Below are 24,753 nucleotides of genomic sequence, written 5' to 3'. Positions count from 1 at the left end.
ATCTAAGTCCCATGGGCAGGGACGTTCTACCCTGGCTACTGTTATAATAAGACCATATAAAAAAAGGTCAACCAGAAATATCTAGAATTCTGGTCAACCTTATAATACGAAAGGGCAGGTTAATGGAAAAAGAGTGGAAAATAAAAACACAAAGAGAACCAAGGTCGAAATGACCTTGGTTCTTATATCTTAATTATAACAAATAATCAGAAAAAAGTTCAGTCTGTAAATTGGATATTTTATCCATTATATTATAAGAAGGACATAAAGGAGGTTTTATGAATGATTTCTGGTTATGCTACTTTAAGTGGAACTGGTAAATTCGTAAGTCAACAAGATATATCCTTTCGAAAATCACCAATGTTTTACACATCTCCGATTGCTTTAGGAACTCATTTAGGTGATATGAATGAGAAAGACTCAAAGATATATCGTGAAGGTATTGAATATGGGTTAATGAATGGACTCAATTTTATAGATACAGCAATTAATTATCGTGGGATGAGGTCTGAAAGAGATGTTGGTTATGTATTAAAGTCTTTAATTGACAAGGGTAGTATAAATCGAGATGAAATAATAGTTTCCACAAAAGGTGGTATTATTCCTGGTGACATTGAAGCAAATCTCGTCCCAAAAGAATACTTACAGAAGATTTTATTGGAAGGTGGCATAATTAAGCAATCTGACTTAAATATTGTAGATAACCATCGCCACGTATTGACTCCAAATTATTATAAATTTGCTATTGGGGCAAGTAAGAAACATCTTAATTTAAATACCATAGATATTTATTATATCCATAATCCAGAGGTCTCGATGATGACTTTAGGACCTGAACTTTTTTATAAACAACTGAGAAAGCTATTTTCCTTTATGGAGGAACAAGTTCAAATTGGGAATATTAAATATTATGGTCTGGCTACTTGGTTAGGATTAATAAATGATACAAACCAAGAAGGTTACATTTCACTTGAAGAGGTCATAAACACAGCAAAAACCGTGGCAGGAGAAGAGCATCACTTCAGATTTATACAATTCCCACTAAATAAACATTTGAATAAAGGAATCAAACAACAGAATCAAAAAGTAAATGGAAAGTGGTTGTCTCTTGTAGATGCAGCTGAAGAGCTTGGGGTAATCTCAACGACGAGTGCTCCATTTAATTTAGGAAAGTCAATCGATAAAGCAAATAATCCTCAAGAAATTTTACTTGAAGTAATTCAAAACAAAGGAATTTTTTCTACAATGGTAGGAATGAAGCAGATAAAACATATCAAAGAAAACATTCAAATCTTTCAGGGGAATTTTCAATATAAATAAAAATGAGTTCTTCCGTTATAGGGGGCAATAACGGAAGATAAGCTAATTGATCATCGTCGATTGCCCTTCTTCAATTAAAGGATAGTTTTACTAAAGACCTAGCTGATAAACTCAGCATATAGATTTCTCAACAATAACAAATTTATTTCACTTATACCGGCGTCTTAATGCCACGGGACCCGTCCACGTGGTTCATTTAGGTGCATTTTTTTGAAAATTAGGAAATCAACTCTTGTTACTACATGGGATTTCGTGTTAAAATACATTAATTTGTGTATCGTGCGATGAATTGCGCGACCATACATAGTAGGATTTTTACAAGAAATAAATAAAAAGTAGTAGATTGGGAGATGTTTCGATGGAATTCAGAGGAGCTAGTGTTTATGATCAAACGGATTTTTTTTCAAATTATATGAAAAGAAGAAATAGACAAGACAGTCCGAACAATGCCATTGAAGGTCCTATTATGTATGAATTAATGGGAAGCATTCAAAATAATAGTATCTTAGATTTAGGGTGTGGTGATGCCTCGTTCGGAAAAGAACTCATACATAAAGGGGCAAAACACTATACAGGAGTAGAAGGTTCAAAACAAATGGTAGAAGCGGCTCGCTCTAACTTACTTGAACAAAACGGAACAATATACAACCAAACAATGGAATCGTATGATTATCCGAAAGAGACATTTGATCTAGTAACATCTCGATTTGCTATCCATTACGTTTCTGACATTAACCACCTGTTCCAAAATGTTAACAAAACACTTAAAGAAGACGGCAGATTTGTTTTTAGTATCCAGCATCCCCTTACCACTTCGTCATTTGCGAGTAAGCAAACCGGTGATAAACGTGGTAATTGGATTGTCGATGATTACTTCCTTGATGGTGAAAGAAAAGAGCCTTGGATTGATCAAGTAGTGGTTAAGTATCACCGGACTATTGAACAATACTTTCTGGCACTTCGACAAGCTTATTTTACAGTGTTGGATTTGCGTGAAGGTACACCTAAACGTGAACATTTTAGCAGCGAAGAAGAATTTGTTAGAAGGCAACGGATTCCAGTCGTATTGGTTTTTTCTTGTGTGAAGTAAATGAATTCTAAAGTAATTATAGGTTTGTGACTACCCATTGTAGTGCAAATAGCTATAAGGAGAGGTTTTCTTGGAACTTACCACTGAAAGATTAATAATCAGGCCATTTAAGAGCTTTGACTTACAAGATGTGTTTAAGATATACAGTAATGATGAGACGTGTAAGTACCTACTACATACTAAATGGACACGTGAAAACATGCATGAATCATTTGATAAAAAATTAAAGAACAGTTCCCTCACTAAAGATACCGGTTTAAGTTTAGCTGTGGCGAACGATAAAAATGTCATTGGTGATTTATCTGTATGGTACACAGGGATGAGGGATACAGTTGAAATTGGGTACAGTTTTTCTGCTGAAACTTCAGGTAAGGGATATGCGACAGAAGCAGTTAGTCATTTAGTAAGAAAGTTGTTTGAAGAATTTGAAGTACATAGGATTCAAGCAACCCTTGATGCACGGAATTTGGCATCACAAAAGTTGTGTGAGCGAATAGGGATGAGGAAAGAAGCTCATTTCACACAGGATTTCTGGAGTAAGGGTGAATGGACAGATAGCATTGTATATGGAATGCTAGTTTCAGACTTGGAAAACTGAGAGATACAATAGAATAAGATAACTTTAATCTATCTTGCCTTTGAATTTTTCACTTAAGGAGGCTTATCCTAAACAGGGTAAGCTTCTTTTTTTCATTACATTCCTCTTGAGCAAGTCGCTGTAATTTGAAATAATTGGTATTGAGTTGAATGACGGAATAGGATTAAACAATAATAGAGGTGAACCCCATGAACATTAAAGGATTGAATCATTTTCTCTTCTCTGTTTCTGACTTGGAACGCTCCATACGCTTTTACCAGCAAGTGCTTAATGCAAAGCTACTCGTAAAAGGGAAAACCACAGCCTACTTTGATCTTCATGGCTATTGGCTTGCCCTGAATGAGGAAAGGGATGTCCCGAGGAATGAGATCTCACAGTCTTATACTCACATAGCCTTTTCGATTGAAGAAAAAGATTTGGAGCAGGCGTATAAAGAGTTAACTGATTTGAATGTAAATATTCTGCCAGGTCGAAAGAGAGACAGTCGAGATAAGAAATCAATTTATTTCACTGATCCTGATGGTCACAAATTTGAGTTTCATAGTGGCACGTTACACGATCGAATCGATTATTATAAGGAAGCTAAGCCTTACATGGAATTTTATGAGGAGGAGTGAAGGTATGCCGCTGGTTGAACACAATTTGAACATTAATCACAAAGATTTTTCACCGGTGTTGGACCACATTAAAGCAACATTTAACAAAGTCATCTGTTCAGGGGCTTCTACTATTATCATTCATCAAGATTCCATTGTGTTAGAAGAATACATAGGGAAGCAGTCAGGGAAAGAAGACGCTAGAACGGTTCAGGCTGATACCCAGTTTCATGTGGCTTCGGTTAGGAAGAGTTATATCGGTTTTGCGGTTTCGTATGCTTTGTACTACGGCTACATCAACAGCATAGATGATCGGGTTTTATCCTATTTGCCTGAACTTGCTGAGAACGTCTGGAAAGGTACAACGATAAGACATTTACTTACTCATACACATGGACTGACACAAGAGAGGAATGAAGACGTTCGGGAGTTTAATCCAGGCTCAAGCTGGTCTTATAAGCAAATTGGGATCGAGGCTCTAACCCGAATTGTTAAACGAACAACTGGTAAATCAGTTGCTGCCATCATTCATGAAAGTGTCTTTACCCCTTTAGGGTTTACTGAATCCAATTGGTATTCACAGAAGCACGAAAGGCTGGTTGATGTCATGTTGCGTTATGAAGGGGATAAAGACTGGAAAACGAGTGAAAGCACTGAAGGGGACAAAATGAACATGTATGTCTCGACCAGGGAGCTCGCATACTGGGGATACCTTCATTTGAAGAAAGGAAAAGTGAATGGAAAGCAAATTGTTCCGAGAGAAATCATTGAGGTCGCCACCTCTCTTCAGAGTCCATCCACCCTTCATAAGGACTTACCTCAAAATGGTTTCTTATGGTTCGTCAAAGATTTATCCGCCAAAAAGACAGAGATTGGTGATCAAGTCCCTAAAGGGTCCTACCAAATACTTGGGTTTACCAATGTAACTCTATTAGTAATTCCTGAAGAGGACATTGTGGCAGTTCGGATGTTTAATAGCTTTGGGTCTCCAGAGGGTTATGATTACTTATCCGATGTACGATCGTTTGGAGATACGGTTATGTCATGTGTAAAGAATGTAAGAGGAGTAAGAAGATGAAGAAGCTTTTAATAGAGTCACACTGTATTTTTCCAACACAGGATATAATGAAAACGGCGAACTTTTATGAACAGAAATTAGGGTTTAAGGCTGTTGAATATTTGAATGCGAATGAACCACATATTTGTTTGTATCGTGATGCAACAGAGATCATCTTAACCCAAACGAATGGACAAAAGGTCATTCCGAATCGAGAATTATATGGTTATGGGTATGATGCTTACTTTATTACAAAAAATCAAGAAGAGCTTCAGGGGGAATTTGTCAGTTCTAATGTTAAAATAGTCCGTTCCTTAGATCTTACCGATTACAATAATAAAGAATTTGTAGTCGAAGATATTGATGGAAGATGGTTAGCTTTTGGGCTGAAGGTGGATTGAAGGCAGTGGTGGAATGTGAACCAACTGCTCTGTGTTCAAGTGGAAATAATCAAAAAGAGAGCCAGCTTGCCAGCTCTCTTAGATGACCTCCTCATCCAAATAAGAAACCACTATCTGAAACGCCTTTATCCTTCTCTCAATATACGTCCGCTGCCCACTCCCGGGCTTTGTTTTCTCAAGAAAGGAAGGAAGCATCAACAGCAATCCCTTCAGCACCTCTTTTGCCATTAATAACTCATCTTTGCTGACAACCAACTCCTTGCCTTCCCAGCATGCATGAAGAACCTCTTCGCCAATCCTTGCTGCTTTCAATCGTTTCTCAAGCAAGTTCGTCTGCGGCGTGCCTGGTTTCATACGAGCAAGAGCATTTTCCGATTTACGAATGATCGAACGAAACGCTTCAATCAATTGCTGCTGTTCTTCTGGTGTGACTTGTTCCATGACAGTCACCTCATTTCTCTAAAATTAAACTATATGTAGTGTACCAAAAATCAATCCCCATTACTGACTTTTGATATAATGACAACAAAGAACCTTAAATAGGAGTGTGACCGATGGAGCAGAACGTCTTTGAAGAAATGGCCAAGCGATACGATACAGAAGAGCGAATGGAATTGGCCAAGGTTGTCGTGAAGGAAGTGAAAAAAGAACTGCAAGACAGTCAATCTAGGTCCCTAATTGATTATGGGAGCGGTACTGGGCTCGTTGGTTTGGAAGTGGCCGATATGGTCGCCTCGACTCTATTAATCGATTCATCGGAGCAGATGTTAGAAGTGGCAAAAGCAAAGATCACTCAGAGAGGAATCACCAAAGCTGATGTCCTTCATTCCGACTTTACACAGGGAACGCCTGAAGTGAAAGCAGACATTATCCTCATGTCACTCGTCCTTCTCCACATCCCAGATACCCGAAAGATTTTACAAGAAATGTTCACCATCCTCCATGACGGCGGCAAGCTTATCATCGTGGACTTTGACAAAAACGAAGAAATCAGTCATCCAAAGGTACATAACGGATTTGTACATGAAGAGCTAAAAGAAACACTCTCTGAGGTGGGATTTACTTCTACCGGGATTAAGACATTTCATCATGGAAAGCGTGTGTTCATGAAGAAGGATGCTTCGATGTTTATTGCGAGCAGTATGAAGTAAAGAAACAGTCATTCTAAAAGAAACCGAGTCGGAGGTAATGACTCGGTATTTTTGTTGTGTGACAAGAACTCTACTTGTTCCACATAGGGAGGGGATTTTAGAATAATTGAAGAATAAGTAGACAGAGATGTAATTTATTTTGGAGGATTAATATGAAGATCAGACCTGTAAAAAAAGAGGAATATCGTTACGTTGAAGACTTTGTCTATGAAATATTCAGGAACACCACTTTTTCAGATGGAGTCATTGAAAAAGCATTGGTAAGGGAGATCCGTGAAAAAGCCTATTATATTCCCCAACTAGATCTGGTTGTGGAGGAAGAAGGAAAGATCATCGGTCACTTTATCCTCTCAAAACTCCCCATTAGTCATAAGCATGAACATGAAATCTTGATGTTATCCCCTGTTTCAGTCGTAAAGGATCAACAACAACAGGGCGTTGGCACGTTTATGTTAGAGGAAGGAATCACATTAGCGGCTGAAATGGGGTTTAAAGGAATCGTGGTTGAAGGAGATCCCCGGTACTATCACCGTTTTGGATTTAGGACATCGACTGCATTCGGAATCTACGCGTCGGAGAAAAACCTCCCACCTTCTGAAGAGAATTTAATGGCCATGGAATTGAGTGAAAAGGGGCTCGAGAATATTTCAGGCGAAGTGGATTATTCGATTTATCGTGCGTTGAGACATTAGTGTTTAAAATGCTCAAATGATAGACCAAAGGAAAAGGGCTGCACATTCCCTTCCCTTTTCCTTTGGAAACTAAATGATTATCAGGAAAGGATGAAATATTCTTTCTCAGTTGGACTGTTTCACGCTAAGTACGGTGATCGTCACCAGGATGACCGCCATTCCCAACACTTGAATGAGGTTCAAGTGATCCCCGATTACCAGAACGCCAAATAATGATGCGGTCACCGGCTCTACCATAGCAACCATCGAAGCATTTGCCGGAGTAGTCTTTCGAATTCCAATTACATACACTAAAAAGGACAGTCCAGCACCCAGGAGCCCTAATAGTAAAAATAGCCCTAAATCCTTAGACGCCAGTACAGCTGCTGATTCCCCTTTGTCCGTAAAAAGAAAAAGGATGAAACAAAATGAAAAAAAAGCAATGCTTAACGTGGTGGGTGGTTTTCCATGAGAAGACGCATTCTTAAACCCGAATATAAACAAAGCATAGGAAAGGCCAGCAGCAAGCCCGGCAGCCATTCCTACCAAACTCACTGAAATCGACTCAGTATCATAGGCACCAGTAAGCAGGATAATCCCCAAAAGAACACCGGTAATGCAACTCCATTTAAACCAAGTAGAACGTTCTATTCGTAATAAAAAGGAGATTAAAAGGACGAATACAGGCGCGGTGTACATTAAGGTAGCGGCAATGGCAACGCTCGAAGCTTGGATACTTAGAAAATAAAAGGTGAAGTTACCAGCAACGCCAACACCTGCTAAAAGAGACCATATCCAAATACGAGTAGAGATGCCACGGTTTTGTTTAAAGCGAAGGAGAAACCACACGAAAAAACAAATAAACCCAACAGCCCCTCGGTAGAGTGAAATCACTATAGGATCCCAGCCCTTATTCAATAAAATATCGGCAATTCCCCCACTAATGCCCCAGCATATAGCGGCAACAATAACTAATCCTATCCCTGTAAATTTCATCGTGTGCCTCCTAAAGATAATATTTGGTACGAAAAGCTTGAGCAAGATTATTAAAGTTGTTAACGGTGATTCCTTTAATCTCCCTTGCCTAAACCAATGAAAGGATAATTTTTAAAAAATGGGTAAAATGAAACAAAAATAAAGGGTTACAAGAAGTAAATTAATAAGAAAAGTGAGGATTCATATGACTCAACTAACATTCCATGAATTACAGAACTATCTGGCACTAAAATACAAAGAAGGACGCACGTCGTCTGGTTTGTTTATGAAGCTAGTAGAAGAAATCGGGGAGGTAGCAGAGGTACTGAACCAGTTGGAAGGCAGAAAAGAAAATACAGGGAATCCTTCCTTAGAAAAAGAGTTAGTGGATGTTATACACTACGCAGTCGCCATTGCGAGCATAAATGAGATTGATCTAACATCGGCCATAATTGAAAAGGATAAACAAGCTGCATTGAAGTATAATCAATCTCCAAATTTAGAAGAATATTTAAGCCGTCCATAAATAACAAAATCACTAAAGGATTTGTTAATTTCCAAATTTTTCTTTCTGTTTATGTTAAAATAGCGTTATAAGAAAAGCGAGAAGAGTGGAGTGGGAAATGCGATGGAATTGTTCGAAATTAAAGTTTCTTAAAATGGTGAAAACCTTCTTATCAAATACCAATTAACCAAAATTGAAATTCCTTTATCAGATATTAAGGATGTTGTAAATGATGATACGTATGGAGGAGAAGAAAAGTCAGCTCTAAGAATTGGCACCCCTTATGGACATACGGACCGAGTTGTGATTAAAACTAAAAAAGGAACGTATATACTGTTCACTAGCATCGGTGGACTTAGAGTGAAAATCCTGTCCATTATGGCAGCATAGTGTAGTATTCTACTCGAATTTATTAGATTAAAAGCTAAAAGCTCCAAGGAATGATTCCCAGGAGCTTTTTTCATTCTTAAGGTTTGCTAGGAACCTTAATCGCTTTAATCATCTGACGTATGGAACCAAGGTGGTAGGCGGAGTGGGCGATTGCCCCGAGCAGGCCCGTTCCGGTCTGTTCATCTAAGGAGTCAAGGGAGTCAATCGTTGTAAGCAGTGTGGAGTATTCTTGTTGAAGTTGAGAGGTGAATTGTGTCCATGTGTTGGTGTCTACACTCGTGATTTTCCAGGATGCTTCCCAGTCCTTGTCGGGTTCTTCTCCATTCAAGTAGGATCTCGCCACCCATACATAATAACGGGTATGATCGGTTTGGGCGGCGATTGTCGTGCCGTTGACCGGTATCGAAGCGTCTTCTGCCGATAATCCTTCGAGCGTCCCGAATAAACCACTGCCAGGCTTAGATTCTGTGTACCAGCTTCCGTTTCCTTCAGGCCCTTCAAATGTTTCCTTTAACAACGTCTTTACAGCTGCCAACATCGGATTCTTCATTTTAGTACCTCCTGAATTTGGGTTTAACCATCTAAAGCGCTTTAGATGGTTATAAGTTTACTCCGGTTGTTTCTAACTGTCAATATGTATTATGATGGTTAGAGTAAAGGAGTCATGATTATGTCGGAAACAAACCCTTATATGATGGTCGGAGAACGAGTATGTATGGATTTCATCAATACCGTCAGCTGGCGGGAAAGTACGGAGAAAAGGCGGGACTGGTTTACGAGTTACGCCAAATTGGTCGACTGGTCCGTTCACGCTGAAGTGTTGACAGTTCAACAGGCACAAGATCTTCTTAGTGAAGCAGATGAAAACCCCTCTAAAGCAAAAGATGTCCTGAAGCAGGCAATCGAATTGCGTGAAGTCATGTATCGAATGTTCAAGCGCATTTCAAAGAAAACCTCACCCAACGAGCAGGACCTGGCACGCTTCAATGAATCAGTGAGCCACTTTTATCAATCACTACAAGTTATCCAAGACGAGGATCAATTCATATTAAAGTTCAAAGAAACAGATGCCCTGGATACCATGCTGCCACCTATTCTACAATCAGCTGTCGATTTACTTACTTCAAAAAATGAGTTGGGGAGGGTCAAACAGTGTGAGGGAGACCCTTGCGGATGGTTATTTTTCGATACGAGCCGGAATAAAAGTCGCCGCTGGTGTTCCATGGCGGATTGTGGGAATCGTGCGAAGGTGCGGAGGTTTTATCAGAAAGGGAAGTGACGATGCTGGTTCACTTTCCTCATCATTCTGTAATCAACCTAATATGATAAGTATGTCAGAAAGATTGACGTACTTTTTTTCAGTAGGAAGTTCAAAAATCGAAAGGACGAATGCAATTGAAGCGACTATGGATCATAATGGTCATCTTGCTCTTGTCAGGGTGTAATGCCACTGAACAGAGTGAGAAATCTTCTAATGAACTTGAAAAAACTCCTTCAACAGAAACAAAGACAATTGGAAATCTCAAAGAGGGGTACACTTTCGATGAGTTCATGGAAGATCAGGAGGTCTCGTTAAAGGGGACTGACATTCCTTACAGGGTGGAAGAAGAATTTACAGATCAATCAATTGCTCTTGAAGGAAAGGCACAGCTCAGCAGGTATTATAATTATGGCTTTAACAAGCTAGAAGGCAGTCACTTTGTCATCAAGGTGACGAAAAAAGATGAGTTGGATTGGTATGTTTATTTACCAAGGGAAGAGTACCCGGACCTGTTTGAAGCGTTAAAGAAAGGACCGGTGGGTGTGTACGCGACCGTTTCCATCCCGAAAGAATATTTCGAAACGGGGCAGGGTCACCTTTCAATCGTTGAGGAAATATTGTTTAAACAAAGCGATGTAGAAGAAAAGCCGCTGGATGACGAATTGGCAGACTATATGAAGGAGCATTCGGTTGAGCTTACAGCAAGGGATATTCTGTACGACTTAAAGGGGATGTCAGATCGACCATTCGCCCTCAGTGGGAACGCACAGCTCGTGACCTTTCGCTATGCCAGCGCATACAAGGACCTAGAGCCGACCCATTTCGTATTAAGTGTGCGGGACACGGTAAATAGCGAGGAGCAGCTTTGGAGGATTGTTTTTGACAGGATGAAGTACAAGGAATTGTATGAACAGGCGCTCGGTGGGATGGTCCATGTCAATGTCACCGCGATGGTGGAGGAGGATCGCTTTACCGAATATTCCGGAACAAATGCCGTCGGACAGGATGTGGAATTTGAGCCGTTGGAACGCTATGCCGATACATCGATGGAGGGACAGTCCTATATGGAGGAAAACGGATTATCTTTCATCGGAAGGGAAGTATTGTATGATCCGATTTCCTATATTGAAGAACCTTTCTTTGTAGAAGGAACGGCGGAGATGGACCCTTATGCCACTGCCAGCGGAGAGTATGAAGATCTGCAGGAAACCCACTTCCGAATTGATATCGTCGAAGATCCTTACGGTGAACAGTATGTCGATTATCCCCGGGCGCTGGAAGGGTGGACGCTCTACCTTGACCGACAGAAATATCGGCATATCTATGAGAAGCTCAGCCAGGAAAAGTACCTTGATGTCATGGTAACTGCACGCATTCCCCGGGACAGATACAAGATGGGGCAAGGCGGGAAAGCGCTGGTTGAGAATGTGGTTATCAAGTAGTGCTATTACTGCAAAATATGAACCAAAGAAGCAAGAGGTCCAATCCTCTTGTTTTTTTGTAGTATTTCAAATTAATGAAGCCAAATCCATCACACGGCCGTCTAATACATAGTCATACACAAAGGAAAAGAAGGTGAGTTCAATTATTGAATTAGTTCACAAAGCTCAAGAAGGCGACGAAGAGGCTTTCTTGACAATGTTTCAAGAATACGAGAAAGATATTTATCGAATGGCGTATGTCTACGTGAAAAATCAGGAGGATGCTCTTGATGTCCTTCAAGAAACGGCCTATCGCTCCTTCAAGAAAATAGGAACACTAAGGAATCCTGCCTATTTTAAAACGTGGTTAATCAAAATTACCATAACCTGTGCCACGGATATGTTAAGACATAGAAAGAAAGTCATTCATCTGAACCCGGAATACGATACCCCTATTGAATTAGAAGATTATGATCTTCCGCTTTCATTATCCTTGCAAGACTTGATTGAGACATTAAATGAAAGTGAAAAAAACATCATACTCTGGAAGTTTTACCATGGATATACCCTTAAGGAGATTTCAGAACTCGAGGAATCGCCATTGGGCACAGTAAAGTCTGTATTATATCGAGCGCTGGCAAAACTCCGAAAACAGGTTAGGAGGGTTGATATGTATGAATAATCATATTAGACGCGAATTAGAAAAAATTGAAATTCCCGATGAATTACATAGCAGAGCCAGATTAGGCGTCGAAAAAGCAAAAGCAGAATTCAATGTGCCGAGTCTTCCCCCTGGAAAGGAGAAGAAGCCAAGTCCAGTACTCTCTTCAAAAGGAAAAAAACACCTTTATAAAAGACTTTCAATCATTGCAGCGGGACTATTGCTCATTGCTTCAACGCTAACATTCACACCTGTGATAGCGGCCATTCAAGAGGTATATGACAAAATTTTCTCAAGTAAGCATATTGATGATTCAGGAGTGAGAAATGCCGTTCTATCAGGTGATGGACAAATTCTTGATCAAACCTATATTGATGAAGAACATGATATAACCGTCCATTTTGAACGCTTGTTGACGGACGATAAGGAAACAAAACTCCTCCTTACCTATCAAAGTGAAAAAACCGATTTAAAAGATTATTATATTGATTTGTTCGAAGGTGTAAGTTCGATCAATTTAGTGATTGGAAATGAAAAAAGAAAATTGAAAAATGTAGGTTGGGGAAGTAGATATTATGACAGTAAAGAGAACAAAGTAGTATCAGCCCTTTCGTTTGAATCATTAAAGGATTATAAGGGGAAGGACATCCGGTTGGAAATTGATCAATTAACGATTTATAAAGATAACGGTCGGGACGGCGTGGAAACAACCTGGCCATTAGAATTTACCATCAAGCCAGCTGCAGTATCAGAAAGGAGAACGGTAGAACTCAATAAAACATTTACTTACAAAAGGGAAACCTACACTGTTACAAGGGTCGAGTTCTCAAAGCTTGAAACAAGAGTAGTCGTTACGGGGTCCGACACAGGGACCATAACAGAAGATGGTATAGAATACGATGTGATGAGTAAACTGGAACGACAATTCCTCCATGCTAGGAAAAATAGTGAAGAATACGGGTATAGTGTCAACGAAAAGAAATCAGGAGTGTTTATAAAATCAGAAGGCAAAAAAGTGGAACCGATTTTTAGTAAAGGTGAAGTAGATGGAGAAAAAGATGAATACATCATGACGTTTGCCCCGGTTAAGAGTCAAAAGGACTGCATTCTTGAAGTGGGTGACGCTGTCGATATACCTCTAACTAAATCCGGAAAGGTAATTCAAAAAAAGGTAGAGGATGAAAAATCAGAAATTGAAGCGTTGTTAGCTGAATATGGATATACATTAGTTCCACTGTCCAAAGAAGAAGAGAAAGAGATTAATCAATATCTGGAGGCATTCCCAAAAGAACTCTCTATAAAGAGAAAAGCGATAGGGAAGCTAAAAGGTCATGAAAACTCGAAAATTCTAGAAGTCAGTATATCGGAAAGATCTGGAGTCATTAGTCGTTCTGAGGCTAGTACTTCAGAAGAAGCTAAAAAAAATCGAGAAGAAAATGGTTTGTCGTTCATCCCAGTTTATTTAAATCCAAATTAATTTTATGAAACTACTACAAGAATAAATAATTCATTTCAATATAGGGTGAAACAGTAGAAAGTTGGCCATTTGGTTTACGTTTTTTCGTTATAGGATAGGGTGATTGTAAAGGATAATTAGATTGGAGCTAGAACCGATGCCCCCAATAAAAAAAGCATACGCCTACGTCACTAGAGTAAGAGATGGAAGGCTACAAGTACTGGTATTTCAACACAGGGATATTCCAGAAGCAGGTATCCAAATACCTAAAGGTACAGTAAAAGAAGATGAAGACACTTTTAGCGCAGTAATAAGAGAAGTTAAAGAGGAAACTGGAATTCAAAAATTCGAAGTGGAAAAATTGATGTCAGCTGACTATTGGGAAAATGATGACGGTGCTATGCATAATAGGTATTTTTATAAAATCATTTGTAATGAAATGGCTGATGCGTGGGAGTACAACCCAATGGGTGGAGGAGAAGAAGAAGGCCTTACTTTTCAGTTCTTTTGGATCTCATCCGATGAAGAAGTTGAACTAATAAGAGGTCACGCTGACTATTTGAAGCGGGTTTTTGATGAATAAGAAGTGGATCGTAACTTTGAAGTGGGCTTATCCAAAATAGGATAAGTCCTTTTTTATGAAAGAAAAAGGGATTTTTAGTTAGGGATGAGGTATTGGAAATACAGGCTTATTTTTCTGAAAATTCAAATCTTCAATTGCTAAAAAAATCCAGTTTGTTATAATTAAATAGGATATGAAATTGATTCGTGAAGGGGGTTGTAAATCGTGCGTTCAAAGAAACTTCATACAAGAACAACTACATTTACGATGTCAAAACCTTCTTATCGCATATAGTAAATCCTGAGATTTCTTAATCTTATTAGTGAGTGGGGACTATCGTGTATTGATAGTCTCTTTTTTATTCGGAAAAGAGCAATTGAATGAGGATCAATAGGAGGAAATGTAAATGGTGAATTTTCGATCAACCGAGTTGGTAATGGAAGAACAGGAACTGAAAAGATACTTACAAGAATATAAGAGCGGAGATAAACCATGGGACGTAAAGAATCATGTTCGTCTTGTAAAGTCCATGATGCATTTCATCGGATCTACGGATAGTGAGCTTAGGGACAAATTGATTTCCAGCACCTTTTTTCAGTTAGCCATAGACAACCAGTTGGAGCATGAATTATTGCGGGATCTATTGGATTACTGTTTAAGTGACGACATGTTGTTCAAAAGGATTGGTGAAAACGGTACGGATACCGTGTTTACAAGGGCATTTGTCTCACTTGTCATCGCCGTTATTTTATATAAGGATAATGAGGATGATTTTCTCACCCGGGACGCTGTGTATAAAACCAAAGATCACTTAATCAACTACATCAACTCTGAAAATGATCTGAGGGGCTTCGTACCTGTGAAAGGCTGGGCCCATAGTATAGCCCATGTGGCAGACGCGTTTGATGAATTGATTCTCAATAAAAAAATGGAACAGAAAGATTACTTAGAGATGTTGCCCCCACTTTGGGAGAAAATCCTTGTATCTGACAGTGTCTATGTTCATGGTGAAGACGAGAGAGTGATCACACCGATACTCGCCATGTTAGAAAAGGGATTGAACGTAGTGGAAATAGAACACTTATTAAAAGGAATACCGGCCGAACTGAAACGTAGAAAAGAACATCTAAAGGAAGAGAATTATTGGTATTTAGAAGCGAACTTGAAGACATTTTTAAAAAGCTTTTACGTAAAGGTAAGTTCCCGTGAAGAGTTGATTTCTCTTCGTCGGGATATTGAGTTGTGCTTATCTGAATTTTAGAGGGGGCAGGGGATGAAAAAGAATAAAATGGTCCGGGAATTCGTTGATACCGAGTTCAAAGCGGAAGAGGGATATGAAGATATCCTAGAATTATCACGGGCTTGTAAGTATTCGAACTGCACTCATATAACCGAGGAAGACTGTGCGGTTCAAAGAGCCATCCATGAAGGCACTCTTTCAGAAGAAAGATTTAACGCCTTTTTTAAAGATAAAAACGAAGCAGAATATGTTTCTAAACAAAAGAATAAAACCAAGGCCATCGAGTATATGAAGAAAAGGGATCTATTTAAAAGATCTTAGATCGAAGTGCTTTGTTTAAACAAAGGGGTAAAAAATATGAATAAGCATGAACCTATCGAGATTGAAGACGGATTAAGGTTGGTTTATAAAGAACCCAAAGTATACACTCGCTATTACTCTATTTACCATGGACAGAAATATGCAGATTCCTATTTTAGAAGATCCCCGGAGACGTTAGTGGAAGTGGCAACCATCTTTGACTGCGGATATTTCATCATGGAAGGCGAAATGATCATTGGCGGTGTACTTCTGAAACCCAATTTCCTGTCGGATTTATTTGTAGTGCCACCCTTTAAAGATTACGAAGGGTTGGCCAGCAAGCTATTAAACTATGTAAAAAAGATATCTGCGACTGAAGAAAAAATCATTGTAAGAGAAGTGGTAGAGGAACTTGTGGCAACGTATGAGCAACTTGGATGCAAGATTCATGAAGTGAATGTATGGATGATTCGTCCGACGGAGCCCATGATGGCCATTCTGCCTGAAGGGTATAGCTCGAGGGCTGTAGCAAGTGAAGATGCCAATGATATCGCATGTTTACTTATGAAAGCCTATAGGGCCAATCCGGCGTATAAGCAAATTGGAACGAAAGAGGATTATCTCCTCCACGTAAATGAATTTATCGACGTACATAAACATAATAAAATCATGGATGAGTGTTCGAAGGTTGTGATCGATACTCATTCGAACAACATTGTGGGTGTCTGTCTGCACATGGAATTTGAAGACTATCCGCTTATCATGAGTTTAGTCGTGGATCCTGATCATCAACAGAGGGGGATCGGACGATACTTGTTGACCCATTCGATCCATTCTTCGAGTGTAGGGTACCCGGCCACTCGCTTATCTGTCATTAGGGATAATACAGCAATTAAGCTTTATGAAGACCTTGGATTTCTTAAAAGTAAATCGATCAGTGATCTGTATTTAGCATGCGAAAGGAAGTAGAAGCTATGTTGAAGAAGCCAGAAACAAACGAATATCCTCCGTATTATAAAGAGTATATAAAAAATGTACCAGATGGAGATCTGCTCCAGATTCTTGATGATCAACAAAAGAAAACCAAGGAATTGTTGAAAGACGTAAGTGAGGAAACGGAAGAATATCAGTATGCTCCGGGAAAATGGACCATCAAGGAAGTCATCGGACACATAACTGATACTGAGCGCATTATGTGCTACCGCCTTCTCAGTATTGCCAGGGGGGAAAAGGGAATGCTGCCTGGATATAAAGATGATGATTATGTGAAAAGAGGGCAGTTCAATCGTTTTTCACTATCGGACCTTCTCCATCATCAAGCTCTTGTCCGCCAACACACCATTCTTCTTCTAAGCAGCCTGGATGAAGAAGCGCTGCGCCAACGTGGAAACGCAAACGGCTCCGAAGTGACGGCCCGTGCGATTGCGTACATTATTGCGGGGCATGAAATTCATCATCGAAGGTTGATTAACGATCGATATCTAAGAGATGCATTGAACAAATCTTTATAGTCAGTAGAAAGGATGATACCGGGATGATTCCAGAGCTTGAACCGTCTGAATTTTATAAATGCAAGAAATTACTAGTGCACGATGGACTCTTGGAATCCAAAGCCGCTGTTGAAGGTATGCATTCTGACCGCATATTTGTGGATGATCCTATGTCTCCTGACTCTGGATTTATATGGCTGGGAAGTAATAATGGCTTTATCTTTATTGGAAACGAAGAAAACACAGGATTTAATAGCCAGCTGAACCATCACTTCAATACAGTCATCAAACCAGAAGCCAATAGAGTGGGTTTAACAGGTTTCGAAGCGATAGGAGATCATCCAAAGTGGAATAAGACGATCAAAAACGTATTTGGTGAGAATCTGAAAGGGTACCATCAAAAAGTATATGAATTACAAAAGGATCATTATATCCAGAAAAATGAACCTCTTTTAGAACAAGGATATAAAACTGTTAAAATCACAAAAAGTATGGTGGAAAACAACGGTTCCGAAACATATCGAAACATTGAATTTTTGCAATCGAAAGTATTACAGTTTTGGCCATCACTTGAAAGATTCTTCCGTCATGGTGTCGGGTATATGGTGGTTTATGAAAATGAAATTGTAAGCGTTTGTTTCTCAGGGGTTGTAGCTGGGAATGTTCACGGCATTGACATTGAGACGTTACCACATCATCAAGGGAAAAAGCTTGCGCAGAAGGTAGCTCATGCTTTTCTTCAAGATTGCTTAGAAAATGAAATCATTCCGTATTGGGATTGTATGGAGATCAATGAAGCTTCTGTATCAATTGCGGAAAAGATAGGGTTTCGGAATAAGCTTAATTATAGTTGGTATAGTGTCCCGTTTGAATGATTTTCTTATCTGAAAGGGGCTTTTCTTGGTAAACGTCGAAAGGAGAGATGACCATGTGGTGGCAGTACTATGGGGATGCAGTGATTGCAGTGTCAGTGCTGGCAGCAATATTGATATTGAGTTCAATTCATTTCTCCAGGTCGAAAAGTAAAAGAGGGTTCATCATTCCTTTAATCATATCCATTATAGGTTACATATCCTTTGTAATAGGAATCGTTTTTATTAGAGGATTTGAAGGATTAGGATTCATGGTCTATGGGGTGATCATTATGGGGATTGGTCTCTTATATTACCTGGGGGTCGGAGTTTATAGGAAGATTAGATACTAATAAAAATATGTGGTATAGCTGAATCGCTTAAATAGCATCAGCATTCATAATAAAAAGGGGTGAATCCATTGTTGTCCACAGAAAGCTGCGAATTACATATGTTAAAAGAAAGTGATTCTCACCATATAAAAAAATTATACGACAACGAGCAGGTACGAAAATATTTAGGTGGAACCGTTAATGAAGAATCATTTAAACAAAGATTTCATGAAATGATCCATTCCCCCAATAAGGAACATTACTGGACTATTTTCAATAAAAGTTCTCAGGAATTTGTCGGGATGGTCTTCCTTGATACTTATCATGATGGAATTCACACAGAAATCGGCTATCAATTTTTACCGCAATTTTGGGGGAGAGGCATCGCCAGAGAAGTAATTAATAAGGTATTGCATTATGGGATTCATACTATGCAATTAGACAAAGTCGTGGCTGAAACACAGTCACAAAATAAGGCGTCTTGCAAACTATTATTGTCAGTAGGGATGAGGTTGGAGAAGAAGATTCAACGCTTTGGGAATGAGCAATCCGTTTTTGCCATTTTGGGTTCTTGAAGAAAAGAGATGTAGAATCAAATGATTATAAAAATTATTGGTTAGTCAAATAGGATAAGAGAGGAGGTATAAATATCACGGAAAATACTGCTGGATGTTTTACTATAGTGATGAATCAAAAGGGTTATATTCTGCTAGCTAAGCGAAAAGATTATCCTTTATGGGATCTTCCTGGAGGAACACTGGAAAAAGGGGAAGAATTAGCGATATGTGCTATGAGGGAAACACAAGAAGAAACGGGTTATAGTATTTCAATTAAGCAGAAAATCGGGGAATACTATAAGCCACAATACAACGATGTAGAGCATTTATTTTTAGGGGAGTTAGAAGGCGGGTCACCGATTGACGAGGGACCGGAAACAGAAGCAGTAAGGTGGTTTCATCCTCGTAAACTTCCTTTTCATATGATTCCAAATAGAAGAAAACAAATTAGATATTATTTCAAATTCAGGGGGGAAGTAGTGGAAAAATCCCTAAGCGTTTCTCCTGCTAAAATATTCTTTTATAAAGGGTTTTTAAGAGTCTTTGGTAAGTATCTATAATGCAATGTTCCAATCTATTAGAATGCCAATAGTTATTGATGAAATTACATAGAATGCGAAAAGAAAATAGTAGGTGAATGCATGAGTTTATTAAAAGGAAAAAAGATCCTCATAACAAGCGGAGGTACGCTAGAGAAATGGGATACGGTTAGGGGACATACTAATTTAGCAAAAGGAACGATGGGGTGTTACCTGGCAGAAGTAGCATTGAATCATGAAGCAGAGGTGATTTACTTACACGGCTATTTTGCAAAGGTTCCTGAAAACCATGGAAGCATGCGATTGATACAATTTGAGGGGATAGAAGATCTGGGTGAGAAAATCAAATCGATTGTACAATCTGAACCTATTGATGTCGTGATCATGGCAGCTGCCGGATCAGATTGGGTGGTCGATAAAATGTTGGACCAACGAGGGAATCCGATTTTGGAAACAGGAAAAATGACGAGTGATGAACCCCCGATCATTCATTTTAAAAAAGCCCCCAAAGTATTATCAGAAATAAAAAAGTGGAATCCCAATGTCTTACTTGTTGGATTTAAGTTAGAGCATACAGATGACTCAGAGTATTTATTCAAGAGGGCAAACCTTCGAATGGATTCTTCCGGGGCGGAATTCATGGTTGCGAATAAAACGGCGTCACTCTATGGTGAAAATGCCGAGCATTTTATTGTTTCAAGAGGTCAACTTCCCCAAACGTACATAAGTAAGAAAGATACAGCAGAGGGGTTGATGGAGTTACTTGCAGGTCGTGTAAACTATTGATTGCCCCCAATCTGGCGTAGCCCTTTTGAGTTACGCCTTGAATGTGGGATTCCTTGGATTGAATAATGTATCAAAACTTCATTTATTAACAGAATTTTTATAACCAAGCCTTCACTAGCTGAGATACCCCGCTCATAATCTTCTCTTCAGACAAATTACCTAATCCAAGTTGCACATGAGGGTAGGTTGGTTGTTCTCTTACGTAATACCTGGAGCAAGGATAGATCATGACTCCTTCTTCAAAGGCTCTGCCAATAAGCTGCTCTTCCCTTAGGTTTACTTTCACTTCAATGATGATAAAAATACCTGAGTTTTCTCCTTTTATTTGAATGAGGTCGCCAAAATGCTTTTTTAATTCGGTTACTAGTAAATTCATCTTCCGTTTATAGACGGCTTTCATTTTCCTTAAATGAGGGTACCAATGTCCTTCATTCATGAAAGTGGCAAGTGTTCTTTGATGGATGGCTGAAGCGGTTTGTTCGAATACCGCCATTTTCTCTCTATACTTCATCATCAGCACCTCTGGTAAAGCCATGTAACTGATTCGGATGGTTGGAAGCAATGCTTTAGAGAAGGTACCCATATAGATCACTCTTTGAGTCGAATCAATACTCTGAAGGGAAGGTACCGGCTGGTGGATATATCGGAATTCACTATCGTAATCATCCTCGATGATATATCCATTCACCTCGTTAGCCCACTGGAGCAATTCGACGCGTTGGCTGACCGGAATGGTCCCGCCATAAGGAAAGTGATGCGTCGGCGTCACATATACCAATTGGGTATCCGCTGAGACTAATTGATTGACCATGATGCCATCATCTTTCGCCGGGATGGGGTGAACGGAGAAGGACATTAAGCTGAACAGCTCTCTTGCCACATCATATCCTGGGTCCTCAACGGCGATTGAACGAACACTATCTTTCAGGAGTAGTGATACTAACACTAATAACTGTTGGGTACTGCCCCCAATGATAATCTGGTCCGCACTCGTCTTGACCCCTCTGGATTGAAACAGATAATCTTCCAATTCCACCCGCAACCATCTATCTCCCTGTTTATCTCCATACGAATATATGTCCGGATCTTTCATGACTTTATTTGTGAGCGTCCTCCATTTTTTTAGAGGGAAATTCGCTTCGTCCACTGTTCCAAGCTTGAAATCAATAAGCCCAGGTTTCGTTATGGTTTCAACATGAAGAGATTGATTCTTTGTGTCAAAGGCAAGCATGTCATCGGAAATCATCGCTTCGACAAAATAGCCCTTCTTGTTTTCACTCCGGATATACCCTTCTGATTGCAGTTGTTCATAGGCAACTTGTGTCGTATTCCGACTTACATTGAGTTGTTCAGCCAAACGCCTGACGGAGGGTAGCTTCGTGTTTTTATCTATATTTCCAGACAGAATCTGAGTACGCAGATACTGATAGATTTGATGATACATCGGGATATGGCTTTCTCGATCGATACTGAATAAAAGCTCAAACATCTTTGGTCCTCCAATCTGTCATGTGCATTTATTGTAAACTGACCCTTTAGGAAATGACAGTGAAAATCAATAATAAGTGGAGAAAACAACTACTGGAGGCCATCGTATGACAAAGCTTTTATTTGGATTCTGCACATTGGTTTGGGGGTTGAACTTCATTGCGGTTAAGATTCAAGGGGATCCCGTACCTTTGGAGCTATCGTTATTCTTCCGATTGATCATCACAACACTTCTGTTCTTACTGCTCATCTTTGTAAGGAAACCTTTTTACACACTTAAGAAGAAAGATTATCTGACAGTCATCCTTTTTGGATTATGCAATTTCGCATGGAGTTATTTATTCCTTTATTATGGGACCATCATGAGTTCAGCGGCTATCGTCACGATGATCTTTTCCCTGAAAGTGGTGCTGACACCGGCAGCCCTTGCACTAGTGAAGAAAGAATCTGTAAGCAAAGGGTTAGGCATTGGGGGAGCACTCGGAATCATGGCAGTGTTTCTATTGTTATTTCCAACTCTGATGGAGGACCCTGAAACGTTATCCGTAAAAGGGATTCTCTTCGCGCTTACAGGAACCATCATCACGTCCATAGGAGATGTATGTTCCTCCATTAATTCTGACAGGGGGATTGATCCAGTTTATTCGAATGCCATTGGCTTCACGTTTGCAAGTATCTTCCTTGGAGGCGTAATAGTTATGCAAGATACCGAGATGACGTTCCCTGCCATACCTTCCTACTGGATGGCGGTTGTGTATCTTTCATTGTTTGCTTCCTTTTTCGCCTGGCTATTTTATTTGAAATTAGTGAGTGAAATGGGAGCGGGGAAAAGTGGCTTCATGGTGGCTTTGTTTCCTGCCGTTGGTGGTGCTGCCTCAGTCATCATCGGTGAGACGGAACTGAACGTATTTTTAGTGGCGGGATGTTTGGTATCGTGCCTGGGGGCATTTATTGCATTGAGCGCTAATAAGAAACAAGCAGAAGGGAGAAATAACATTGGATTCTATCACAATCAAACAACTGGTAACCGATGAGGAGTGGATATTTGCATATGAAATCATGAAACAATTAAGAACAGATTTGACGCTTGAGAGGTATATGAAGCTTGCTCATGATATGAGGCAAGATGGCTATCTATTGTTTGCGTTGTTTGTTAAAGATGAAATCGTCTCGTTGGCAGGTGTAAGAGAGTCGATTAATTTCTATAATAAGCATCATTTATATGTATATGATCTGCTTACTCTTCCGTCCTATCGTTCCAAAGGGTATGGGGAGCAACTTCTAAAACATATCCATTTCTATGCGAAAAGTGTAGGGGCAGAATACGTTGCTTTAGAGTCAGGTATTACGAGAAATGAAGCTCATCGCTTTTATGAACAAAAGCTGGGATATGAGAAGTGGTGTTATTCTTTTAGAAAGAAAATGTAAAAGGTGAGGCTAGTTAGCTTTTCTAAAGGGAGACAGAAAGTTCGATCTGATAGTTGGAGAGGAACTATTTGAGTGATCGATTGTCTTGTTGTCTCTCAGTATATTGTCAAAATTAAAAAAGTTTGAAATAATGGGTATTTGTGGTAGGTAATTTTTTACTGAAAGGCGGATACGATGAAACAACTATCAACCAACATTTCTCTCATTATTTTAGGGCTATGTATTTTAACAGGGGCATTGGTGATTTCGAATGCCATCCAAATCATTGATTCTCAAAATGCAGATGAGCAAGTTACGGTGAATATGAATTCAACAGAGGAACCTCAATTAATGAGTTCTACGGAATTAAAAGATTACTTAGGCATAAGCGACGAGCAATTAGAAATGATATATCCCAGAAAAGAAGATGATGTTGTTATTAGTGAAATTCCTTACATAAAAATAGGATATGAATACTACTTCCCTGTTAAAGCGATCAATCGGTGGTTAGAAGAGGCGGAAGGTAAAACCTTTCAGTGAACTCATTAAACAGCTGAAGGTTATTTCAATGACCTTTAGCTGTTCACCTTTCTAAAGGGGGGATGAGATTTTGCAGCAATGCAAGAACTGTCATACCCAATTCAAATGGAAAAAGGTCTACCGGTATTTATGGGGGCCGATCATAAAACCGTTCATATGTCATGCATGCAATCAAGAGCACTTGATAACGATGAAGGGAAGGGTCATGCTTAGTCTGTTGTTTTTACCGACGACCCTCTTTATCCTGTTCCTTCCACCTTTCCAAAACATATTATTGAATCTTGGAATAGGGATTCTTTTAATGTTATTCGGTTCTCTTTTGAGTCCGTTTTTAGTGAGATTTAAACTGAACGCTCAATAGTAAAGAGCTTTTCTTAGACAGTTGATTGGAGCGGAAGGTGCTCGACTCCTGCGGGAAACGCGGGAAAGTTGAGACCCCACAGGGCAAAGCCCGAGGAGGCTCAACTCACGCCCCGCGGAAAGCGAGCACCTGCAGCGGAAATCAACCACTGCTCGCTTTGTCAAAAGCAAAAATCCTTCGCGAAAAGAGCCAAAACATAAACATTATTATACTAACAGTTTTCAAAATATCCAGGAGGAAATACAATGCAAACACATATCCGAGAAGCTACCAAAAATGATTATGATGCGGTTCATCGAATCCAAAGACAAGTGCACGAAATGCATACAAATGAAAGACCAGACCATTACCAAATGGCAGACACCACGTTAGACCGGCAGTATTTTAACAATTTAATAGATGGAGAAAACACAAAGGTATTCATATTAGAAGAAGACCAGCCAATCGCCTATACCATCATCACGGTCAAGAATACCCTTGAAAGGCCGATCCTCATTCCTAAGAAAGTGGTCTATATGGACGACTTTGGTGTGGATCAGTCGTTCAGAGGGAAAGGCTTGGGGAAAAGATTCTTCGGGGAAGTAGTAGAGTACGCTAAGACGATTGGTGCAGATTCATTGGAGTTAGGCGTGTGGGAGTTTAACGAAGATGCGATTAAATTCTATGAATCCATGAATTTAAAGACTAAATCAAGGCTGATGGAGATCCGTTTATAAGATTCTCTCAAGCTTTCACAATAGGGGAGGG

At 39.5% G+C, this 24,753-nt stretch carries 32 protein-coding genes and 1 pseudogene; 29 read left to right on the top strand and 4 right to left on the bottom strand.

Features of this window, described 5'->3' with window-relative positions; all coding sequences use genetic code 11:
- Positions 1 to 282 precede the first annotated feature (282 nt).
- The 6 genes from V8G47_RS16770 to V8G47_RS16745 all read left to right on the top strand — a co-directional run bounded on the left by V8G47_RS16770 (position 283) and on the right by V8G47_RS16745 (position 5,062).
- Positions 283 to 1,320, top strand: coding sequence for an aldo/keto reductase (locus V8G47_RS16770; protein WP_336201142.1), 1,038 nt, complete (start codon positions 283 to 285; stop codon positions 1,318 to 1,320).
- A gap of 358 nt (positions 1,321 to 1,678) precedes the next feature.
- Complete coding sequence (locus tag V8G47_RS16765) at positions 1,679 to 2,410, top strand: class I SAM-dependent methyltransferase (RefSeq protein ID WP_336201141.1); 732 nt, start codon at positions 1,679 to 1,681, stop codon at positions 2,408 to 2,410.
- Positions 2,411 to 2,480: 70 nt separating this feature from the next.
- Complete coding sequence (locus V8G47_RS16760; RefSeq protein WP_336201140.1) at positions 2,481 to 3,008, top strand: GNAT family N-acetyltransferase; 528 nt, start codon at positions 2,481 to 2,483, stop codon at positions 3,006 to 3,008.
- 188 nt (positions 3,009 to 3,196) lie between these two features.
- Positions 3,197 to 3,625: a metallothiol transferase FosB gene (gene fosB, locus V8G47_RS16755; protein ID WP_336201139.1), complete on the top strand. Its 429-nt coding sequence runs from the start codon at positions 3,197 to 3,199 to the stop codon at positions 3,623 to 3,625.
- Between the two features lie 4 nt (positions 3,626 to 3,629).
- Positions 3,630 to 4,682, top strand: coding sequence for a serine hydrolase domain-containing protein (locus V8G47_RS16750; RefSeq protein ID WP_336201138.1), 1,053 nt, complete (start codon positions 3,630 to 3,632; stop codon positions 4,680 to 4,682).
- The gene (locus V8G47_RS16745; protein ID WP_224519262.1) at positions 4,679 to 5,062 is read left to right on the top strand and encodes a VOC family protein; all 384 of its coding nucleotides are present in this window, start codon (positions 4,679 to 4,681) and stop codon (positions 5,060 to 5,062) included. Before V8G47_RS16750 ends, V8G47_RS16745 begins: the two co-directional genes overlap by 4 nt.
- Positions 5,063 to 5,140: 78 nt before the next feature.
- Here V8G47_RS16745 and V8G47_RS16740 read toward each other — a convergent pair whose 3' ends face one another.
- Positions 5,141 to 5,503, bottom strand: coding sequence for a hypothetical protein (locus V8G47_RS16740; protein WP_336201137.1), 363 nt, complete (start codon positions 5,501 to 5,503; stop codon positions 5,141 to 5,143).
- A 113-nt stretch (positions 5,504 to 5,616) separates the two neighbouring features.
- On the opposite strand from V8G47_RS16740, the gene V8G47_RS16735 reads away from it, so the two are divergent.
- Both V8G47_RS16735 and V8G47_RS16730 read left to right on the top strand, forming a co-directional pair.
- A complete protein-coding gene (locus V8G47_RS16735) occupies positions 5,617 to 6,213 on the top strand; it encodes a class I SAM-dependent methyltransferase (protein ID WP_336201136.1) in 597 nt (198 codons plus the stop codon).
- Between the two features lie 152 nt (positions 6,214 to 6,365).
- Entirely contained in the window at positions 6,366 to 6,905 is a 540-nt protein-coding gene (locus V8G47_RS16730; protein WP_336201135.1) for a GNAT family N-acetyltransferase, read from the top strand.
- Positions 6,906 to 7,010: 105 nt separating this feature from the next.
- Here the strand turns inward: V8G47_RS16730 and V8G47_RS16725 are convergent, their stop codons facing one another.
- Complete coding sequence (locus tag V8G47_RS16725) at positions 7,011 to 7,880, bottom strand: DMT family transporter (RefSeq protein WP_336201134.1); 870 nt, start codon at positions 7,878 to 7,880, stop codon at positions 7,011 to 7,013.
- A 184-nt stretch (positions 7,881 to 8,064) separates the two neighbouring features.
- Here V8G47_RS16725 and V8G47_RS16720 point away from each other — a divergent pair, with 184 nt between their 5' ends.
- Both V8G47_RS16720 and V8G47_RS16715 read left to right on the top strand, forming a co-directional pair.
- Positions 8,065 to 8,385, top strand: a complete 321-nt coding sequence (locus V8G47_RS16720) for a MazG nucleotide pyrophosphohydrolase domain-containing protein (RefSeq protein WP_336201133.1) — start codon at positions 8,065 to 8,067, stop codon at positions 8,383 to 8,385.
- Between the two features lie 147 nt (positions 8,386 to 8,532).
- Positions 8,533 to 8,754: pseudogene (locus V8G47_RS16715) on the top strand (SunI/YnzG family protein); the annotation flags it as partial.
- 76 nt (positions 8,755 to 8,830) lie between these two features.
- Here the strand turns inward: V8G47_RS16715 and V8G47_RS16710 are convergent.
- Positions 8,831 to 9,304 (bottom strand): hypothetical protein, encoded by a 474-nt coding sequence (locus tag V8G47_RS16710; protein ID WP_336201132.1) that lies wholly within the window; start codon positions 9,302 to 9,304, stop codon positions 8,831 to 8,833.
- A gap of 120 nt (positions 9,305 to 9,424) precedes the next feature.
- Between V8G47_RS16710 and V8G47_RS16705 the strand changes: the two genes are divergently transcribed.
- The 14 genes from V8G47_RS16705 to V8G47_RS16640 all read left to right on the top strand — a co-directional run bounded on the left by V8G47_RS16705 (position 9,425) and on the right by V8G47_RS16640 (position 20,210).
- Entirely contained in the window at positions 9,425 to 10,033 is a 609-nt protein-coding gene (locus V8G47_RS16705; protein WP_336201131.1) for a CGNR zinc finger domain-containing protein, read from the top strand.
- Positions 10,034 to 10,149: 116 nt separating this feature from the next.
- Positions 10,150 to 11,457 (top strand): hypothetical protein, encoded by a 1,308-nt coding sequence (locus V8G47_RS16700; protein WP_336201130.1) that lies wholly within the window; start codon positions 10,150 to 10,152, stop codon positions 11,455 to 11,457.
- 133 nt (positions 11,458 to 11,590) lie between these two features.
- Positions 11,591 to 12,118, top strand: a complete 528-nt coding sequence (locus V8G47_RS16695; RefSeq protein WP_336201129.1) for a sigma-70 family RNA polymerase sigma factor — start codon at positions 11,591 to 11,593, stop codon at positions 12,116 to 12,118.
- Positions 12,111 to 13,574 carry a hypothetical protein gene (locus tag V8G47_RS16690; RefSeq protein ID WP_336201128.1) on the top strand — a complete coding sequence of 488 codons (1,464 nt, stop codon included), beginning with the start codon at positions 12,111 to 12,113 and terminating at the stop codon, positions 13,572 to 13,574. The genes V8G47_RS16695 and V8G47_RS16690 overlap by 8 nt, the downstream gene beginning before the upstream one ends.
- A 121-nt stretch (positions 13,575 to 13,695) precedes the next feature.
- A complete protein-coding gene (locus V8G47_RS16685) occupies positions 13,696 to 14,136 on the top strand; it encodes an NUDIX hydrolase (protein ID WP_336201127.1) in 441 nt (146 codons plus the stop codon).
- A 385-nt stretch (positions 14,137 to 14,521) separates the two neighbouring features.
- The gene (locus V8G47_RS16680; protein WP_336201126.1) at positions 14,522 to 15,376 is read left to right on the top strand and encodes a DUF2785 domain-containing protein; all 855 of its coding nucleotides are present in this window, start codon (positions 14,522 to 14,524) and stop codon (positions 15,374 to 15,376) included.
- Positions 15,377 to 15,388: 12 nt separating this feature from the next.
- Complete coding sequence (locus tag V8G47_RS16675) at positions 15,389 to 15,676, top strand: hypothetical protein (RefSeq protein ID WP_336201125.1); 288 nt, start codon at positions 15,389 to 15,391, stop codon at positions 15,674 to 15,676.
- Positions 15,677 to 15,712: 36 nt separating this feature from the next.
- Positions 15,713 to 16,624 (top strand): GNAT family N-acetyltransferase, encoded by a 912-nt coding sequence (locus V8G47_RS16670; protein WP_336201124.1) that lies wholly within the window; start codon positions 15,713 to 15,715, stop codon positions 16,622 to 16,624.
- A 5-nt stretch (positions 16,625 to 16,629) separates the two neighbouring features.
- The gene (locus V8G47_RS16665; RefSeq protein ID WP_336201123.1) at positions 16,630 to 17,166 is read left to right on the top strand and encodes a DinB family protein; all 537 of its coding nucleotides are present in this window, start codon (positions 16,630 to 16,632) and stop codon (positions 17,164 to 17,166) included.
- A gap of 23 nt (positions 17,167 to 17,189) precedes the next feature.
- Entirely contained in the window at positions 17,190 to 18,020 is an 831-nt protein-coding gene (locus V8G47_RS16660; RefSeq protein WP_336201122.1) for a GNAT family N-acetyltransferase, read from the top strand.
- A gap of 53 nt (positions 18,021 to 18,073) precedes the next feature.
- Complete coding sequence (locus tag V8G47_RS16655) at positions 18,074 to 18,349, top strand: hypothetical protein (RefSeq protein ID WP_336201121.1); 276 nt, start codon at positions 18,074 to 18,076, stop codon at positions 18,347 to 18,349.
- A 98-nt stretch (positions 18,350 to 18,447) separates the two neighbouring features.
- Positions 18,448 to 18,903, top strand: a complete 456-nt coding sequence (locus V8G47_RS16650; RefSeq protein WP_336201120.1) for a GNAT family N-acetyltransferase — start codon at positions 18,448 to 18,450, stop codon at positions 18,901 to 18,903.
- 110 nt (positions 18,904 to 19,013) lie between these two features.
- Positions 19,014 to 19,445 (top strand): NUDIX hydrolase, encoded by a 432-nt coding sequence (locus tag V8G47_RS16645; RefSeq protein WP_336201145.1) that lies wholly within the window; start codon positions 19,014 to 19,016, stop codon positions 19,443 to 19,445.
- A gap of 81 nt (positions 19,446 to 19,526) precedes the next feature.
- On the top strand, positions 19,527 to 20,210 hold the full coding sequence (locus tag V8G47_RS16640) for a phosphopantothenoylcysteine decarboxylase domain-containing protein (protein WP_336201119.1): 684 nt from the start codon (positions 19,527 to 19,529) through the stop codon (positions 20,208 to 20,210).
- A gap of 97 nt (positions 20,211 to 20,307) precedes the next feature.
- On the opposite strand, the gene pdxR is transcribed toward V8G47_RS16640, so the two are convergent.
- The gene (pdxR, locus tag V8G47_RS16635) at positions 20,308 to 21,699 is read right to left on the bottom strand and encodes a MocR-like pyridoxine biosynthesis transcription factor PdxR (RefSeq protein ID WP_336201118.1); all 1,392 of its coding nucleotides are present in this window, start codon (positions 21,697 to 21,699) and stop codon (positions 20,308 to 20,310) included.
- A 106-nt stretch (positions 21,700 to 21,805) separates the two neighbouring features.
- On the opposite strand from pdxR, the gene V8G47_RS16630 reads away from it, so the two are divergent.
- The 5 genes from V8G47_RS16630 (at position 21,806) to V8G47_RS16615 (ending at position 24,722) form a co-directional block, all read left to right on the top strand.
- Complete coding sequence (locus tag V8G47_RS16630) at positions 21,806 to 22,732, top strand: DMT family transporter (protein ID WP_336201117.1); 927 nt, start codon at positions 21,806 to 21,808, stop codon at positions 22,730 to 22,732.
- Positions 22,695 to 23,126, top strand: a complete 432-nt coding sequence (locus tag V8G47_RS16625) for a GNAT family N-acetyltransferase (RefSeq protein WP_336201116.1) — start codon at positions 22,695 to 22,697, stop codon at positions 23,124 to 23,126. The genes V8G47_RS16630 and V8G47_RS16625 overlap by 38 nt, the downstream gene beginning before the upstream one ends.
- A 174-nt stretch (positions 23,127 to 23,300) precedes the next feature.
- Positions 23,301 to 23,645 carry a helix-turn-helix domain-containing protein gene (locus V8G47_RS16620; protein WP_336201115.1) on the top strand — a complete coding sequence of 115 codons (345 nt, stop codon included), beginning with the start codon at positions 23,301 to 23,303 and terminating at the stop codon, positions 23,643 to 23,645.
- Between the two features lie 70 nt (positions 23,646 to 23,715).
- On the top strand, positions 23,716 to 24,006 hold the full coding sequence (locus V8G47_RS20840) for a TIGR04104 family putative zinc finger protein (RefSeq protein ID WP_442970871.1): 291 nt from the start codon (positions 23,716 to 23,718) through the stop codon (positions 24,004 to 24,006).
- Positions 24,007 to 24,251: 245 nt separating this feature from the next.
- The gene (locus V8G47_RS16615; protein ID WP_336201114.1) at positions 24,252 to 24,722 is read left to right on the top strand and encodes a GNAT family N-acetyltransferase; all 471 of its coding nucleotides are present in this window, start codon (positions 24,252 to 24,254) and stop codon (positions 24,720 to 24,722) included.
- Positions 24,723 to 24,753 lie beyond the last annotated feature (31 nt).

It is taken from the genome of Rossellomorea sp. LJF3 (genome assembly GCF_037046045.1).
Classification (GTDB): Bacteria; Bacillota; Bacilli; order Bacillales; family Bacillaceae_B; genus Rossellomorea.
Note: the sequence above shows the minus strand (reverse complement) of the source record. Positions and strands in the feature narration are given on the sequence as shown.